The sequence below is a fragment of the Streptomyces sp. NPDC058662 genome, assembly GCF_042716255.1.
Taxonomy (GTDB): domain Bacteria; phylum Actinomycetota; class Actinomycetes; order Streptomycetales; family Streptomycetaceae; genus Streptomyces.
The window spans coordinates 1-15,582 of sequence record NZ_JBHXRU010000068.1 but is presented as its reverse complement, the minus strand read 5'-3'; the positions used below and the strand labels follow the sequence as shown (position 1 = coordinate 15,582).

The window sequence follows — 15,582 nt, the reverse complement described above, 5'->3', positions numbered from 1 at the left end:
TCCGAATTGGGGACCGCCCGCAATAATCACAGTGCGGACAGTCGGGTAACCCCTGCGGAGGGTGACCGCCGAGGCCTCCGGAATGCCCTGGTTGAACGGGGGTTGTGGGTTCGTACGGGTTTTCGCGCCCCCCCGGCACGGCGGGTGAGCGGGCCCATTCCGCTTTCCCTTTCCGCCCCCCGGACCCGGGCCGGCGCGGCCCGGGCGGCGGGGGTCCCGGAGGCGGTGGCGGGGTCCCCGGGTGGGGTGGCGCTCACTCGGCCGCGGAGGCCGCCCGCGCGGTCAGGCCGGTGCCGTCGGGCGCCGTCAGGGTCAGCGTCCGGCCCTCGATCCTCCAGGCGAGCGGCCCGGCGGCGAACAGCCGGGTCAGCGTCCGCTCCACCTCGCCGGGCCCGCCCTCGCAGGCCATCCGGGTCGAGGTCAGCGGGCCGAAGCCGATCGAGGGGCCGTCGACGGCGGCCTTCCCGCTGAACCGGTTGCAGCCGAGGTTCCCCGAGGCGGTGGCGTCGGCCGCGAGGGTGAACCGCGCCCGGCCCACCGCGTCGGCGGGCACGGAGGACACGCTCTCGCCGCTGATCAGGGAGTCGACGGTCCACTCGGTCGCGGTGAGCGGGGCGTCGGGCACCGGGAGCCGGGTGGTCAGGGCCACGGTGCTCCCGTCAGCGGTCTTCAGAGTCAGCCGGTCGGGCCCCCGGTCGAGGGTCAACCGGCCCTGGAACAGCTTGGCGAAGGCGGTCTCGAAGTCCATGTTCTCGCAGGCCATCGCGGTGGTCGCGCCGGGCGTGACGGTCAGCGCGGACGTGCCGTCGGGGACAGCCGACGCCGTGAAGGAGTTGCAGCCGTAGTTGCCCTTGGCCTCGTTGTCCGCGATGTCGACGCGGGCGGCGGCGGGCGCGTGCAGGGTCTTCCCCCCGGTCGTCAGGGACTCGACGGTCCAGGACCCCGACGCGCCGGGGGCGGGGCCGCTCCCGCTGCCGGCCGGGGCGCCGCAGGCGGCGAGGGTGAGCAGGAGGGCCAGGCCCACGGGGACGTGGCCTCGGACGCGGACGTTCCGGAAGGTACGCATGCCACTGGGACGGAGCGGCGGCCCGGGCGGTTCCGCCCGGATCCCGGCCGGCTCAGCTCATCAGCGGGAGCAGCGCCGACAGGTCGGCCCGCTCGCCGCTGGCCCGCACCCGGGCCGCGTCGAGCGCCGCGGCCCAGGTCGTACGGCCGGTCGCGAGCCGGATCCAGGTCAGCGGGTCGGTCTCCACGACGTTGGGCGGGGTGCCCCGGGTGTGGCGGGGGCCCTCGATGCACTGGACGACCGCGAAGGGCGGCACCCGTACCTCGACCGAGCCGCCGGGGGCCTTGAGCGCGAGGGAGTCGGCGAGCAGCCGGGTGCAGGCGGCGAGTGCCTGCCGCTCGACGGGGATGTCGAGGCCGGTGGCCCGGTTCAGGTCGTCGGTGTGGACGACGAGCTCCACGGTGCGGGTGACCAGGAAGTCGGCCAGGGTCATGGGGCCGATCCACAGGTCCAGCACGCGTCCGCCCGGATGCGCCGCGAGGGCCGCCGCGAGCCGGGCGCCGGCCCGGTCGTAGAGCTCGGGCAGCGGGGCGCCGACCAGGGTCTCCCGGGCGGCGTCGGCGATCCTCCCGGCGAGGGCCGCGGTGGCGAAGGGCCAGCGGGCGGGGATCAGTTCGGCGGCCGCCGCGGGGGGCCGTTCCAGGCCGCCGGCCAGCGAGTCCGCGACCCACGCGAGGTGCGCGGCGAGGTCGGCCACGCTCCACTCCCCGAGGCCGCTCGGCCGCGCCAGCTGCTCCGGGGTCAACTCGCTTACGGCGTGCGCGACATGGGCGAACTGGGCGGTGACCGCGGCGCGGATCTTCGCCTGGTCGTACGTGCGCGGCTTCTTCCCGGTGGGCGGCATGCCCCGACCCTACTCGGGCCCCGTTGCGCCCCTGGGGGTGGTCGACCCGTGCCCGCTCGGGCCGTGCGCGAGCCGGGGTGTCGGCGCCGCTCACGGACGAGCCCCCGACCGGAGGACCGGTCGGGGGCTCGTCACGGAGGGAGCGGGGCGGACGATCAGGCCAGCAGGGCCGGGATCGTCGCTTCGTGGGCCTCGCGGAGCTCGGCCAGCGGAAGGGTGAACTCGCCCTGGATCTCGATCTCGTCGCCGTCCACCACGCCGATGCGGGCGGCCGGCAGGCCCCGCGCACCGCACATGTCGGTGAAGCGGAGCTCCTCGCTGCGCGGGACGGCCACGACGGCGCGGCCCGCGGACTCGGAGAACAGGAAGGTGAAGGCGTCCAGGCCCTCCGGCACCACGATCCGCGCACCGTTGCCGCCGCGCAGGCAGGACTCGGTGAGCGCCTGGATGACGCCGCCGTCGGACAGGTCGTGCGCGGCATCGATCATGCCGTCGCGCGAGGCGGAGATCAGGATCTCGCCGAGCAGCTTCTCGCGGCCCAGGTCCACCTTCGGCGGCAGGCCGCCGAGGTGGTCGTGGACGACCTGCGACCAGGCCGACCCGCCGAACTCCTCGGCCGTGTCGCCCAGCAGGTACAGCAGCTGGCCGGCCTCCGCGAACGCCATCGGGGTGCGGCGGTTGACGTCGTCGATCACACCGAGGACCGCCACGACCGGGGTCGGGTGGATCGCGGTGTCGCCGGTCTGGTTGTAGAGCGAGACGTTGCCGCCCGTGACCGGGGTGCCCAGCTCGAAGCAGCCGTCGGCGAGGCCGCGGGTGGCCTCGGCGAACTGCCACATGACGTCCGGGTCCTCGGGCGAACCGAAGTTCAGGCAGTCGGAGATGGCCAGCGGCTTGGCGCCGGTCGCGGCCACGTTGCGGTACGCCTCCGCCAGCGCCAGCTGCGCGCCCGCGTACGGGTCGAGCTTGGCGAAGCGGCCGTTGCCGTCGGTGGCCATGGCCACGCCGAGGTTGGACTCCTCGTCGATGCGGACCATGCCCGCGTCCTCGGGCTGCGACAGCACGGTGTTGCCCTGCACGAAGCGGTCGTACTGGTCGGTGATCCAGGACTTGGACGCCTGGTTCGGCGACGAGACCAGGGCCAGGACCTGCGCGCGCAGCTCCTCGGAGGTCTGCGGGCGGGGCAGCTTGCCCGCGTCGTCGGCCTGCAGCGCGTCCTGCCAGGAGGGGCGGGCGTACGGACGGTTGTAGACGGGGCCCTCGTGGGCGACGGTGCCCGGGGGCACGTCGACGATCTGCTCGCCGTGCCAGAAGATCTCCAGACGCTCGCCGTCGGTCACCTCACCGATGACGGTGGCGATGACGTCCCACTTCTCGCAGATCTCCATGAAGCGCTCGACGTACCGCGGCTCCACGATCGCGCACATGCGCTCCTGCGACTCGCTCATGAGGATCTCCTCGGGCGAGAGCGTCGCGTCGCGCAGCGGAACGCTGTCCAGCTCGACGCGCATGCCGCCGGAACCGGCCGAGGCCAGCTCGCTCGTGGCGCAGGAGAGCCCGGCGCCGCCGAGGTCCTGGATGCCCGCGACGAGCTTCTCCTTGAAGATCTCCAGGGTGCACTCGATGAGGAGCTTCTCCTGGAAGGGGTCGCCGACCTGGACGGCGGGGCGCTTCTTGGGCTTGCCGTCGTCGGACGCCGCGTCGAAGGTCTCGGACGCGAGGACCGAGACGCCGCCGATGCCGTCGCCGCCGGTGCGGGCACCGTAGAGGATCACCTTGTTGCCGGGGCCCGAGGCCTTGGCGAGGTGGATGTCCTCGTGCTTCATGACACCGATGCAGCCGGCGTTCACGAGCGGGTTGCCCTGGTAGCAGGCGTCGAAGACGACCTCGCCGCCGATGTTCGGCAGGCCCAGGCAGTTGCCGTAGCCGCCGATGCCCGCGACGACGCCGGGCAGCACGCGCCGGGTGTCGGGGTGGTCGGCCGCACCGAAGCGCAGCGGGTCCACGACGGCGACCGGGCGGGCGCCCATGGCGAGGATGTCGCGCACGATGCCGCCGATGCCGGTGGCCGCGCCCTGGTAGGGCTCGATGTACGAGGGGTGGTTGTGCGACTCGACCTTGAAGGTGACCGCGTAGCCCTGGCCGACGTCGACGACGCCGGCGTTCTCACCGATGCCGACGAGCATGGCGTCGTTCGGGGGGACCTTCTCGCCGAACTGCCGCAGGTGGACCTTGCTGCTCTTGTACGAGCAGTGCTCGGACCACATGACGGAGTACATGGCGAGCTCGGCGCCGGTGGGACGGCGGCCCAGGATCTCCCGGATGCGCGCGTACTCGTCCTCCTTGAGGCCGAGTTCGCGCCACGGCTGGGAGGCGTCCGGGGTCTCGGTGGCGTTCTTGACGGTGTCGAGGCTCATGCGCTGACCAGCTTCTTCAGGACCGACGTGAAGAACGGGAGGCCGTCGGTGCGGCCCGTCCCGACCAGCGGCTCGACCGCGTGCTCGGGGTGGGGCATGAGCCCGACGACGTTGCCCGCGGCGTTGGTGATGCCGGCGATGTCGCGCAGCGAGCCGTTGGGGTTGACGTCCACGTACCGGAAGGCCACTCGGCCTTCGGCCTCCAGTTCGTCGAGCGTGCGCTCGTCGGCGGTGTAGCGGCCGTCCATGTTCTTGAGCGGTACGGAGATCTCCTGGCCGGCGGTGTAGTCGCCGGTCCACGCGCTCTCCGCGTTCTCCACCCGCAGCTTCTGGTCGCGGCAGATGAAGTGCAGGTGGTTGTTGCGGAGCATCGCCCCCGGCAGCAGGTGGGCCTCGGTGAGGACCTGGAAGCCGTTGCAGATGCCGAGGACGGGCATGCCGCCCTTGGCCTGCTCGATGACGGTCTCCATCACCGGGGAGAACCGGGAGATGGCTCCGGCGCGCAGGTAGTCCCCGTAGGAGAAGCCGCCCGCGAGGACGACCGCGTCGACCTGGTGGAGGTCCTTGTCGCGGTGCCAGAGCGAGACCGGCTCGGCCCCCGCGAGGCGCACGGCGCGCAGTGAGTCACGGTCGTCGAGCGTCCCGGGGAACGTGACGACTCCGATGCGAGTGGTCACCGTCAGGCCTCGACCTTCACGGTGAAGTCTTCGATGACGGTGTTGGCGAGGAAGGTCTCGGCCATCTTGTGGATGCTGTCGAGGGCGGCCTGGTCGACCGGGCCCTCCACTTCCAGTTCGAAACGCTTTCCCTGGCGGACGTCGGCGATGCCCTCGAAGCCCAGGCGCGGCAGTGCACGCTGCACCGCCTGGCCCTGGGGGTCGAGGATCTCCGGCTTGAGCATGACGTCGACTACGACGCGTGCCACTGGCACTCCCGTGTGGTGGTTGGTGCGAAGGCGGTTCCCTCAGCGTACCCGGCGAAAATTTCTACGCGGGTAGATATGCTTCGACCGTGATCGCCGCCCCGTTTCGGCTTCACCAACGCTTCGCAAAATCCGCCGGAAAAGCGCTCATCCGGCATTGCGGCGAGACACGCGCAGACAATTAACTGGGCTTCGCAATGCATTGGGAATCGGGGTACAAAGGAATCACCCGAAGCCGGGAGCCTTTTCCGCTCCGCAACGGGGGCAGAAAGACGCATTGCTCCGAAACATCCACACAGGCGACATCACCCCACGTCAGCAGGGGGCGGTGGCGCACGAAGGGACCGATATCCGTGGCGCAGCGCGTAGTAGTCACGCTCTCCGACGACATCGACGGCGGGGAAGCGGCGGAAACGGTCGTGTTCGCTCTGGACGGCAAGTCGTACGAGATCGACCTCAATGTCGCCAACGCAAAGAAACTGCGGAAGGGACTGGCCCCCTTCGTGGCCGCCGGACGCAGACAGTCACGCTCCGGGAAGGTCTTCAAGCACACGTCCATCGCCCCCGACCCCGCGGTCGTCCGGGCCTGGGCCCGGGCCCACCAGTTCGAGGTGCCGCCGCGCGGCCGCATCCCCAAGAAGATCTACGAGGCCTACAACGCGGCCCACTGAGAGCCGATTTGCCATCCACCCCCATGGGTCCGCTAGTGTGTGGATCACGCCGAGGGGCGAGGTCGCGAACCGAAGCCCTGCAGGTCGTGCGGGTGTAGTTCAGTAGTAGAACATCCTCCTTCCAGGAGGAAGGCGCAGTGTGCGATCCCTGTCACCCGCTCTGATCACTTCCCTACCACTCCGGTGGATCGGGTAGAGTGATGAGCGCATTGCCCAGTGCAATGCATGCGGACGTAGCTCAGTTGGTAGAGCACCACCTTGCCAAGGTGGATGTCGCGCGTTCGAGTCGCGTCGTCCGCTCCGCAGTGAAGAAGGCCCCGGTCATCACGACCGGGGCCTTCTTCGTGTTTCCCCGTGTCTTTCAGGCGCGGGAGCCCCGGACTGCCCCGGACCACTGACACATGTCACCAAAAACCATGACAGTACGCACTTCCGCGGCGACCGGGAGGCGGCGAGGCTGGCTTTCGGACGTGCCCTTCCCCGCGGCGGACGGGGAACGGCGGCCGGGGGCGCGGTCCCCGCGCCGGCCTGCATCATGATCACGGTGTTTGCTTGTCCAGCGGCGGTTCCACCGGAACCGCATCGCTGGGCGACAGGGACGGGGGCGGGGCGGTGTCGAGACTGACCGGCTGGTGGAGGAACCGCAGCAGCGCGGGGAAGATCGAGCTGTACACGCGCTGGTCCTTCCACCTCTTCGTCGCCATCGAGGCCCTCGGGGTGCTGTTCGGACTGCTCCCGGCGCGGATCGGGCCGACGGTGGCGGCGGTCCTGGTGCCGCTGCTGGTGGCGGTGCTCGCGGTGACCGGGGTGCTGTACTCCCGGGCGCTGGACTCGGTGGCCGGACGCCGGGGGCGGCCCGTGCGGCTGATGGTGGCGCTGCCCGTGCTGACTGCCGTGACCTGCCTGCTCGTATTCCACCTGCACTCCAGCGGGATCGTCGAGGACCCCGGCTTCGGCCCCGGCGTCGTGGTCAACACGGTGGCCTTCAGCTGCGGTGCGGTGACCCTCGCCCTGGAGCGGGTCCGGCACATGGTGCTCGTCCCGCCGACCGCCACGGTCGTCGGGGTCGTCGCGGTCCTGGCGGCGGGCGGCAGTGCCTTCGAGGCCGGCGGCTATACCGTCGCCCTCCTGACGGCCTCCACTTTCCTGACTCTGACCTGCGGTTTCTCCTCCTGGCTGCTGAAGACCGTGTACGAGCTCGACCGGGCCCGCGAAGTGCAGGCGCAGCTGGCGGTCGCCGAGGAGCGGCTGCGCTTCGGCCGCGACCTGCACGACGTGATGGGCCGCAACCTCGCGGTGATCGCGCTCAAGAGCGAGCTGGCCGTCCAGTTGGCGCGGCGCGAACGGCCCGAGGCGGTGGAGCAGATGATCGAGGTCCAGCGGATCGCGCAGGAGTCCCAGCGGGAGGTCCGCGACGTCGTGCGCGGCTACCGCGAGGCGGACCTCGCGGTGGAGCTGGAGGGCGCCCGCGGGGTGCTGAGCGCCGCCGGAATGGACTGCCGGGTCGACTTCGAGGCGCCGGCCCGGCCGCTGCCGCCCGAGGTCCAGTCGGCGCTCGGCTGGGTGGTCCGCGAGGCCACCACCAATGTGCTGCGCCACGGGGACGCGCAGCACTGCGTGATTCGCCTGACCGCGCCGGACGCCGGCTCCGTGACGCTGGTGGTGGAGAACGACCGGGCTCCCGCCGCGCCTGCGGGACCCCTCGGCTCGGGTCTGGCCGGGCTGCGCGAGCGGCTCGCGGCCCTGGACGGAACCCTGTGGGCGGGACCGGTGGACGGCGGCCGGTTCCGGCTGCGCGCCGAGATACCGGCCGCACGACTGCGACACCTGGAGGCGCGGGCATGAGCCCCGTACGCGTACTGCTCGCCGACGACGAGCACCTGATCCGCGGCGCGCTGGCCGCGCTGCTCGCCCTGGAGGACGACCTGCTGGTCGTCGCCGAGGCCGCATCCGGGCCCGAGGCGCTGGCCATGGCGCGGGCGCACCGGCCCGACGTCGCGGTGCTGGACCTGCAGATGCCGGGGGCCGACGGTGTGAGTGTCGCCACATCGCTGCGGGCCGAACTCCCCGACTGCCGGACCATGATCGTGACCAGTCACGGCCGCCCGGGGCACCTGAAGCGGGCCCTGGCGGCGGGGGTGCGGGCCTTCGCACCGAAGACGGTCTCCGCGCAGCGCCTCGCCGAGCTGATCCGGACCGTGCACGCCGGAGGGCGCTATGTGGACCCGGAGTTGGCGGCCGACGCGATCAGCGCGGGGGACTCGCCGCTGACGGCCCGCGAGGCGGAGGTGCTGGAGCTCGCGGCCGACGGCGCCCCGGTCGCGGAGATCGCGGAGCGGGCCTCGCTGTCGCAGGGCACCGTACGGAACTACCTGTCCTCCGCGGCGACGAAGCTGGGGGCCGAGAACCGGCACACGGCGGTACGTCTCGCACGGCAGCGGGGTTGGGTATAGTAGGTCTCGCGTTACGGCGCATGCGGACATAGCTCAGTTGGTAGAGCACCACCTTGCCAAGGTGGATGTCGCGCGTTCGAGTCGCGTTGTCCGCTCCGTAGCAAGAAGGCCCCAGTCGTCACGACCGGGGCCTTCTTCGTGTCTCAGGCCTCCGCGGCGCCGGTCCGGGGGGCGTCGGCGATGCCCGTCGCCGCCGTCCAGGTCTGGCCGGTGAGCCGCTCGTACGCCTCGACGTACTTGGCGCGGGTCTGCTCGACGACCTCGCGCGGCAGCGCGGGCGGCGGGAGCTCGCCCCCGCGGTCCCAGCCGGAGGCCGGCGAGGTCAGCCAGTCGCGGACGAACTGCTTGTCGAAGGACGGCTGCGCCCGGCCCGGCTCCCACTGGTCGGCCGGCCAGAAGCGGGAGGAGTCCGGGGTCAGCACCTCGTCGGCGGCGATCAGGACTCCGCTCTCGGGGTCGAAGCCGAACTCGAACTTGGTGTCCGCGAGGATCAGTCCGCGCTCGCGGGCGATGTCGCGGGCCCGCGCGTAGACGGCCAGGGTGGTCTGACGCAGCAGCGCCGCCGTCTCGGCGCCGACGGTACGGGCCACTTCCTCGTAGGAGACGTTCTCGTCGTGCTCGCCGACTGCGGCCTTGGCGGCCGGGGTGAAGATCGGGGCGGGCAGCTCGGAGCCGTCCACGAGCCCTTCGGGGAGGGCCAGGCCGCAGACGGTACGGGTCAGCTCGTACTCGGTGAGGCCGGATCCGGTGAGGTAGCCGCGGGCCACGCACTCCACCGGGACCATGTCCAGGTTGCGGCAGACCAGCGTGCGGCCGACCCAGTCGGCGGGGGCGCCGGCGGGCAGCTCGGTGGAGAGGACGTGGTTCGGGACGAGGTCCGCGAGCTGGTCGAACCACCACAGGGACAGCTGCGTGAGCACCCGGCCCTTGTCGGGGATCTCCGAGGGGAGCACCCAGTCGTAGGCGGAGATGCGGTCACTGGCGACCATGACGAGATTGCCGTCCTCGTCCCGGTAGAGCTCGCGCACCTTGCCGGTGTGGAGGTGGACGAGGCCCGGCACCTGTACCGGCTCGGGCTTTTCTACGAATCCGGACACGGTCTCTCCCTGTGGTTCCGACTGAGCGCACTCCGATTCTCGCGCACCTGCGGACCCGCTCGTGGCCAGGGGTGTGTCAGTCGCGCTTGCAGATGCGGTCGAGGAGGTTGGCGGTGGCCCGCTGGACCCGCTCGTCGACGTGGCCCGGGCGGTCCAGGGCCGGGGACCAGGCGAAGGTGCCGGACGCGAAGACCAGGGCGCCGCTGGGGGCCCGGTACAGCGAGGTCTCCTGATGGCGGCGGTGGCCCTCGCTGTCGGCGTACGGGCTGTGCGCGAGCAGGATCCGGTCCTGGTGCTCGGGCAGCTGGGTGCGCGGGAAGTACCGGTCGGCCTCGCCCGCGACGAGCCCGGGGAGTTCGTCGTTCTCGCCGGCGCCGGAGGAGTCCCACAGCCAGTGCGTGGCGTTGCGCACGATGAGGGGGGCGGGCTCGGGGACCCGTCCCGCGTACTGGATGCCGAGCAGCTGCTGCTCGGGGCGGTCCACCTCCCTCCACAGGCTGGGGCGGCCGGGGCCGCGGCGTTTTCGGCACGTCAGGAGCCGGTCGTCGGTCCCCGACGGCGCCGGGGAGAGTTCGACCTGCCAGTACATGGTGTTGGCGGAGAGGAAGACGAGGGAGGTGCCGTGGCCGCGGGCGCGTTCGACCGTGCGCCGCATGGGGGCCGACCAGTACTCGTCGTGGCCGGGGAAGACCAGGCCCCGGTAGCGGGTGGGGTCGACGCGGCCCGCGTGCAGGTCGCGGGCATCGGCGTAGGCGAGGTCGTAGCCGTAGCGCTCGGCCCAGCGGATGAAGTCGTAGGCGTGGCCGACGTGCAGGGGCAGGCCGGCGCCCGCGTAGGGGCGGTCGAAGGAGACGGTGATGGCCGCGTCCTGCTCCCCCAGCAGCCGGCCCCGCTCGTCCCAGGCGTGGTAGAGGCTCGCGCCGGTGCGGCCGTCCTCGGGGTAGAGGTTGTAGGCCTGCCAGGTGATGTCGGGGAGCAGCAGCAGGAGGTCGGCGGGGTGGTCGTCGCGGACCGTGAAGGGGATGTGGGAGCGGTAGCCGTCGGCGGTGGTGAGGACGGCCACGTACGCGCCGACGCTCCAGTACGAGGGGACCTGCAGGCGCCAGGACATCCACCAGTGGTGGCAGGAGACGGTGCGGTCGGCGGTGAGGGGGGGCGGCTGGACGATGCCGGAGAGGCGGGGGCTGGTGGTGATCTTGGAGGCTCCGTCACCGCCGTAGTGGCCGATGCGGTAGACGTCGACGGAGAACTGCTGGGGCGGGTCGACGGTGATGTGGAAGTCGATGGCCTCGCCCGGGGTGACGGCGCCGGTGGAGGTGAAGCCCTTGATCTGGCGGTGCACGTCGTCGGCGGTACGGGGGCCGCCGTTGCCCCCGTCGGTCCGGGCGCGGGGGATCCGGTCGGAGCCCGTCGCCGCCGCCGCCGGGTCCACGTACCAGGGGACGACCTGGCCGGTGTCGTCGAAGTAGAGCTCACTGCCCCGGAACCAGGGCAGGGGGCCCTGCCCGAACGGGTCCGTCACCGCGTGCGCGAGCGCCCCTGACTCCCAACGCCGGATCTGATCCGCACCCATGACGGCTCCCCTCCCTCGCTCCCCCGAACGGACAACTCCGCGCCGGTGTACGTTTCCCGGTCACCGGACCGCTACCGGTCCCAGCACATCACATAACGCACGCAGTCCGTCACCGTTCGTCGCGAATTGACGTGACCGGAACATTGCCGTCCGCTTGCCTGTACGAGCGTCCACCCCTTCGGGGCGCGGCCCGAACCCGGGGAATGGCGGCCCGGCGGGCGGCAGGCCGACCGCCCGGCCGGGCGGTCGCGGCCGGGCGGGGTAGGGCAGACCAACCGAGCCGGGGCCTCGTCCGCCTACGGCGCAGCCGGGCCAGACCAGCCGGGCGGGGCTGGTCGTCAGAGCAGCCGGACCGGCTTCTCCGGGCGTACACCGATCTCCGCGAGCCAGCCCCGCAGCGGGGCGGGGTCTCCGTCCTCGACCAGGCACAGCACATGCGACGCCAGGTCCGAGCGGCGCTCGCCGCCGACCAGGAGGACCGGCCCGTCGAGCCAGTCCAGGCCGGGGGCTGCCCCGGCGGAGTCCACGGCCGCGCAGCAGACCATCGCCGTCACGTGGTCGGCCAGCAGGTCCCGCCCGCTGCGCGGCGGCTGGAGCGGGAACAGGGGCACGGCGTCCGCGCCGTGCGCCGTCCCGGCCCCGGCGGTGGTGGTGCCGGTCCGCTCCTCCCGGGCGAGGTCGCCGCTGAGCCGTCCGGCCAGCGACTCTCCCGCCGCACCGGTGCCGGAGGCGTCGGTGAGGTAGCCCAGCACCCGCTCCAGCGTCGGCCCGGCGAACCCGTCCGAGCCCTCCGGCCCGGCCTCGTCGTACCCCGGCCGCACCGCTCCGCCTCCCGCGGGCGCGGCAGAGGCGTCGTCCGGACGGCCCGCGGGGTGGACGGAACCCTCCGGGCCCTCGGTCCTCGCGGCGCGCGCGGCCGCTCCCGGCCCACCCGTCCCGACCCGGGCACCCCTGCTCGCGGATCCGCCGGCGCCCGCTTCGGCACCGGCGGCCGGCGAACCGGTCGCGCCGGTCACGGCCGCCGATCCGACCAGGGCCGGGGCGGCCGGCACACCTGCCGTGGTCGCCGAGGCGACCGAAGTCTTCGTGCCCGGCACGCCGGCCGGGGCGCCCGCGGGCTCCGGGTCCGCCGCGACGGCTGCCGCGGTCGCGGGGGCCGTCGGGCGGTCGGGCGAGGCGGGCCCCGTCGTCGAGACCGCCCGCCCGGGGGAGCCCGGAGGTACGGCGAGGGCGTCCAGGGCCGCCTGGAGCCGGGCGGCCTCGGTGCGCCACTTGCGGTCCACGACCTCCTCCGGGTACGCGTCCCAGTCCACCGGCGACCACTCTTGACCCGTCTCGGCCGGACCGCCGTGGAAAAGCCGCGCGGCCAGCAGCGAGGCGGCCTCGTCGACCGCACCGGGGCGCTCCAGCAGATCGCACGCGGGGCGCTCGCCGAGCCGCGGGGTGAACCCCTCGGCCAGCCGGTCCCGCCGGGACAGCTCGGTCAGGGCGGACACCACCCCGGCATCGAGGCGGGCGGGCCAGCGGCCCATCCGCCAGGCGGGCAGCGCGACCCGCGTCAGCAGCCGGTCCCAGCCCGCGTACGCGAGCCCGACCTGCTCCTGGGCGACGATGCGCAGCCCGTAGTCCACACCCTGTGCACGGTCCGAGGCGGCCGCGGCCACCCCGCGCTCCATCTCGGCGGCGTCCACGCGGCACAGCCGCAGCAGCAGCCGCGCCGTCCCCGCGATCCAGCCCAGGCCGCGCCGGCCGCCCACGTCCACGGCGGCGTCCAGGCCCCGTACGAAGCCACGCGCGTCGGCTATGTCCGGATGGGCGGAGGGGCCCGTACCGGCGACGACCGGCGCGAGGACCGCCCGCAGCTCCGCCACCCGCATCCACCACAGGAACGGCGAGCCGATCACCAGGACGGGAGCGGCTCCCGGCTCGGACTCCGGGCCGGCGGGTATCGCGCCCCGCCGGTGGGCCGCGTGCGTGCGGTCCTCCAGCCAGCTGTCGCAGTCCGGCGTCAGCGCTATCGCGGACGGCGCCGGCACATCCATGCGGTCGGCCAGCTCCCGCACCAGGCGGTAGAGATCGGGGGCGGCGGCCTCCGACAGCGGCACCGTCGGCGTCACCGCGGGACTCGCCCGCAGCACCACCGCGGCGAAGACCCCGGCGACGAGCAGCACGAGCGCGGCGACCGCGCAGACCACGACCGTCACCGCGGGCCAGGGGTCACCGGCCAGCCGGTCCGTCGCCCGGGCGGCCACCAGCACCACCGCGAGGGCGGCGGGCAGCAGCGCGACGGCCAGGGCCCTGCTGCGCACGCGCAGCACGGCCAAGGCGCGGGAACGTGCGGACGGCACGCCCACTTCCATGATCGAACCGGTTCCGGACACGGCCGGACCTCACCCCCTCTGCCCTGCGGCGGCTTTGCTCACTCCCCCACTGTGACACCCGCCACTGACATCGCAATGCCGGTGGGCCAAGTGCCGGAATGCTTGCGCCGCACCCTAGTTGGGGCACGCCCGGACGTCAGGCAGACCGGGTGACGATCACCCGATGGAATGGCTTTGGGTAAAGCTGAGTGCGTTCGAACTCGGCCGGATGCACTCGCCCGCCCGCGCGCCCGGACACGCCCGCGGGCCCGGGCGCATCTCCTGCGCACCGGGCCCGCGGCCTGCCGAACCCCGGTTCAGCGGCCCTCGGCCGCCTTCGCCGCGATGTCCGTACGGTGCTGGGAGCCGTCGAGCCGGATGCGTGCGACGGCCTTATACGCCTTCGCCCGGGCCTGCGCCAGGTCGGAACCGGTCGCCGTCACCGACAGCACGCGGCCCCCCGCGCTGACGACGGCGTCGCCCTCGCGCCGGGTCCCCGCGTGCAGGACGTACGCGTCGGGCCCGTCCTCGGCGGCCACCTCGGCCAGGCCCTCGATCGGGTCCCCGGTGCGCGGGGTCTCGGGGTAGTTGTGCGAGGCGATGACCACGGTCACGGCCGCGTCCTCGCTCCAGCGCAGCGGCGGCAGCGTGTCCAGGGTGCCGTTGGCGGCGTTCAGCAGCACGCCCGCGAGCGGGGTGCGCAGCCGGGCCAGGACCACCTGGGTCTCGGGGTCGCCGAAGCGGGCGTTGAACTCGATGACCCGGGTACCGCGGCCGGTGATGGCGAGGCCCGCGTAGAGCAGCCCGGAGAACGGGGTGCCCCGGTGGCGGAGCTCGTCGACGGTCGGCTGGAGGACCAGTTCCATGACCTCGTCGACCAGCTTCGGGTCGGCCCACGGGAGCGGGGAGTACGCGCCCATGCCGCCGGTGTTGGGGCCCTCGTCCCCGTCCAGGGCCCGCTTGAAGTCCTGGGCGGGCTGGAGCGGGAGCACGGTGACGCCGTCGGTGATGGCGAAGAGGGACACCTCGGGGCCGTCGAGGTACTCCTCGATGACGACGCGGTCGCAGCCGAGGGCGTGGGCGCGGGCGGCGGCCCGGTCCTCGGTGACCACGACGCCCTTGCCGGCGGCGAGGCCGTCGTCCTTGACGACGTAGGGGGCGCCGAAGGCGTCGAGGGCGGCGTCGACCTCTTCCGCGGTGGCACAGACGTAACTGCGCGCGGTCGGCACCCCGGCCGCGGCCATCACGTCCTTGGCGAAGGCCTTGGAGCCTTCGAGCAGCGCGGCCTCGCCGGACGGCCCGAAGACGGGGATGCCGACGGCACGGACGGCGTCGGCGACGCCGGCGACCAGCGGGGCCTCCGGGCCGACGACCACCAGGCCGGCGCCGAGTCCGGTGGCGAGGGCCGCGACGGCCCCGCCGTCGAGGGGGTCGACCGGTCGGAGCTCCGCCACCTCGGCGATACCGGCATTGCCGGGAGCGCAGTACAGCGCGGAGACGTCGGGGTCGAGGGACAGAGAGCGGCACAGGGCGTGTTCGCGGGCGCCGCCGCCGATGACGAGGACCTTCACGCTGCTCAGACTAGCCCGCGCAGCGGGAAGGCCTTCGTGCGGCCACCCAACTACCGGCGCCTACTCATTCGTGTATTCCTCCACAACCGTGGCGCCGAGCTCGCGCACGATGAGGTCGTGTCCCGTCAGGGCGCTCTCGACCAGGTCGGGATCGTCCTCCTCGGGTACGTCGTCCTCGGGAGCGACCGGCGGGGGCGCCTGCCGTGCGGGGGGCTGCGGGGCGGGAGGCGACTGGTGGGGCTGCTGCTGCTGTTGCGGCGGCTGGTACTGCTGGGCGGGCGCCGCGGGCGGCGGACTGTGGGAGGGCGCTTGCGGGGCCGCGTACGAGGAGCTCTGCATCGGGGCCGGCGCGCCGCCGCCCCCGCCGATCACGGCCTCGATCCTCCAGTTGACCTGGAACTGCTCGGCCAGCACCGTCTTCAGGACGTCCTCGCTGCCGCTGCTGGCGAAGTTGTCGCGGGCGCCGACGTTGGGGAAGCCGAGCTGCAGGGTGGCGCCGTCGAAGCCGGTGACCTGCGCGTTCTGGCTGAGCAGGATCCAGGTGAAGCGGCGGCGGTTCTTGACCGCTTCCAGCACCGCCGGCCACATCGCCTGCACCTGTCCGGCGC

12 protein-coding genes, 3 tRNA genes and 1 pseudogene are annotated in these 15,582 nt (G+C 73.1%); 6 read left to right on the top strand and 10 right to left on the bottom strand.

Going from position 1 to position 15,582, the window contains the following annotated elements; translation table 11 throughout:
* Positions 1-253: 253 nt before the first annotated feature.
* From ACFWUQ_RS22080 to purS, 5 genes are all read right to left on the bottom strand, one after another.
* A complete protein-coding gene (locus ACFWUQ_RS22080) occupies positions 254-1,066 on the bottom strand; it encodes an META domain-containing protein (protein WP_384540574.1) in 813 nt (270 codons plus the stop codon).
* Positions 1,067-1,118: 52 nt separating this feature from the next.
* The gene (locus ACFWUQ_RS22075; protein ID WP_384540571.1) at positions 1,119-1,910 is read right to left on the bottom strand and encodes a sterol carrier family protein; all 792 of its coding nucleotides are present in this window, start codon (positions 1,908-1,910) and stop codon (positions 1,119-1,121) included.
* Between the two features lie 155 nt (positions 1,911-2,065).
* Entirely contained in the window at positions 2,066-4,327 is a 2,262-nt protein-coding gene (gene purL, locus ACFWUQ_RS22070; protein WP_384540568.1) for a phosphoribosylformylglycinamidine synthase subunit PurL, read from the bottom strand.
* Positions 4,324-5,004, bottom strand: coding sequence for a phosphoribosylformylglycinamidine synthase subunit PurQ (gene purQ / locus ACFWUQ_RS22065; protein WP_384540565.1), 681 nt, complete (start codon positions 5,002-5,004; stop codon positions 4,324-4,326). The genes purL and purQ overlap by 4 nt, the downstream gene beginning before the upstream one ends.
* 2 nt (positions 5,005-5,006) lie before the next feature.
* Positions 5,007-5,258, bottom strand: a complete 252-nt coding sequence (gene purS / locus ACFWUQ_RS22060) for a phosphoribosylformylglycinamidine synthase subunit PurS (RefSeq protein ID WP_384540562.1) — start codon at positions 5,256-5,258, stop codon at positions 5,007-5,009.
* A 344-nt stretch (positions 5,259-5,602) separates the two neighbouring features.
* Here purS and ACFWUQ_RS22055 point away from each other — a divergent pair, with 344 nt between their 5' ends.
* From ACFWUQ_RS22055 to ACFWUQ_RS22030, 6 genes are all read left to right on the top strand, one after another.
* The gene (locus tag ACFWUQ_RS22055) at positions 5,603-5,920 is read left to right on the top strand and encodes an Lsr2 family protein (RefSeq protein ID WP_384540559.1); all 318 of its coding nucleotides are present in this window, start codon (positions 5,603-5,605) and stop codon (positions 5,918-5,920) included.
* 88 nt (positions 5,921-6,008) lie between these two features.
* Positions 6,009-6,080 (top strand) — tRNA-Gly (locus tag ACFWUQ_RS22050).
* 67 nt (positions 6,081-6,147) lie between these two features.
* A tRNA-Gly gene (locus tag ACFWUQ_RS22045) sits at positions 6,148-6,220 on the top strand.
* Positions 6,221-6,532: 312 nt separating this feature from the next.
* Entirely contained in the window at positions 6,533-7,765 is a 1,233-nt protein-coding gene (locus ACFWUQ_RS22040) for a sensor histidine kinase (protein WP_384540556.1), read from the top strand.
* Positions 7,762-8,373, top strand: a complete 612-nt coding sequence (locus ACFWUQ_RS22035; RefSeq protein WP_384540553.1) for a response regulator — start codon at positions 7,762-7,764, stop codon at positions 8,371-8,373. The genes ACFWUQ_RS22040 and ACFWUQ_RS22035 overlap by 4 nt, the downstream gene beginning before the upstream one ends.
* A 22-nt stretch (positions 8,374-8,395) precedes the next feature.
* A tRNA-Gly gene (locus ACFWUQ_RS22030) sits at positions 8,396-8,468 on the top strand.
* Between the two features lie 48 nt (positions 8,469-8,516).
* Here the strand turns inward: ACFWUQ_RS22030 and ACFWUQ_RS22025 are convergent.
* From ACFWUQ_RS22025 to ACFWUQ_RS22005, 5 genes and pseudogenes are all read right to left on the bottom strand, one after another.
* Positions 8,517-9,470, bottom strand: coding sequence for a phosphoribosylaminoimidazolesuccinocarboxamide synthase (locus ACFWUQ_RS22025; RefSeq protein WP_384540550.1), 954 nt, complete (start codon positions 9,468-9,470; stop codon positions 8,517-8,519).
* Positions 9,471-9,546: 76 nt separating this feature from the next.
* Positions 9,547-11,043 carry a N,N-dimethylformamidase beta subunit family domain-containing protein gene (locus tag ACFWUQ_RS22020; protein ID WP_384540547.1) on the bottom strand — a complete coding sequence of 499 codons (1,497 nt, stop codon included), beginning with the start codon at positions 11,041-11,043 and terminating at the stop codon, positions 9,547-9,549.
* A gap of 338 nt (positions 11,044-11,381) precedes the next feature.
* Positions 11,382-13,403 carry a hypothetical protein gene (locus tag ACFWUQ_RS22015; RefSeq protein ID WP_384540615.1) on the bottom strand — a complete coding sequence of 674 codons (2,022 nt, stop codon included), beginning with the start codon at positions 13,401-13,403 and terminating at the stop codon, positions 11,382-11,384.
* 317 nt (positions 13,404-13,720) lie between these two features.
* Positions 13,721-14,974, bottom strand: coding sequence for a phosphoribosylamine--glycine ligase (gene purD, locus ACFWUQ_RS22010; protein WP_384540544.1), 1,254 nt, complete (start codon positions 14,972-14,974; stop codon positions 13,721-13,723).
* Between the two features lie 60 nt (positions 14,975-15,034).
* Positions 15,035-15,582 (bottom strand): annotated as a pseudogene (locus tag ACFWUQ_RS22005) (DNA polymerase III subunit gamma and tau); the annotation flags it as partial.

Coding starts and splice junctions, on each gene's coding strand:
- ACFWUQ_RS22080 (WP_384540574.1), bottom strand. CDS start 1,066: ATGCGTACCTTCCGGAACGTCCGCGTCCGAGGCCACGTCCCCGTGGGC.
- ACFWUQ_RS22075 (WP_384540571.1), bottom strand. CDS start 1,910: ATGCCGCCCACCGGGAAGAAGCCGCGCACGTACGACCAGGCGAAGATC.
- purL (WP_384540568.1), bottom strand. CDS start 4,327: ATGAGCCTCGACACCGTCAAGAACGCCACCGAGACCCCGGACGCCTCC.
- ACFWUQ_RS22035 (WP_384540553.1), top strand. CDS start 7,762: ATGAGCCCCGTACGCGTACTGCTCGCCGACGACGAGCACCTGATCCGC.
- ACFWUQ_RS22020 (WP_384540547.1), bottom strand. CDS start 11,043: ATGGGTGCGGATCAGATCCGGCGTTGGGAGTCAGGGGCGCTCGCGCAC.
- ACFWUQ_RS22015 (WP_384540615.1), bottom strand. CDS start 13,403: ATGGAAGTGGGCGTGCCGTCCGCACGTTCCCGCGCCTTGGCCGTGCTG.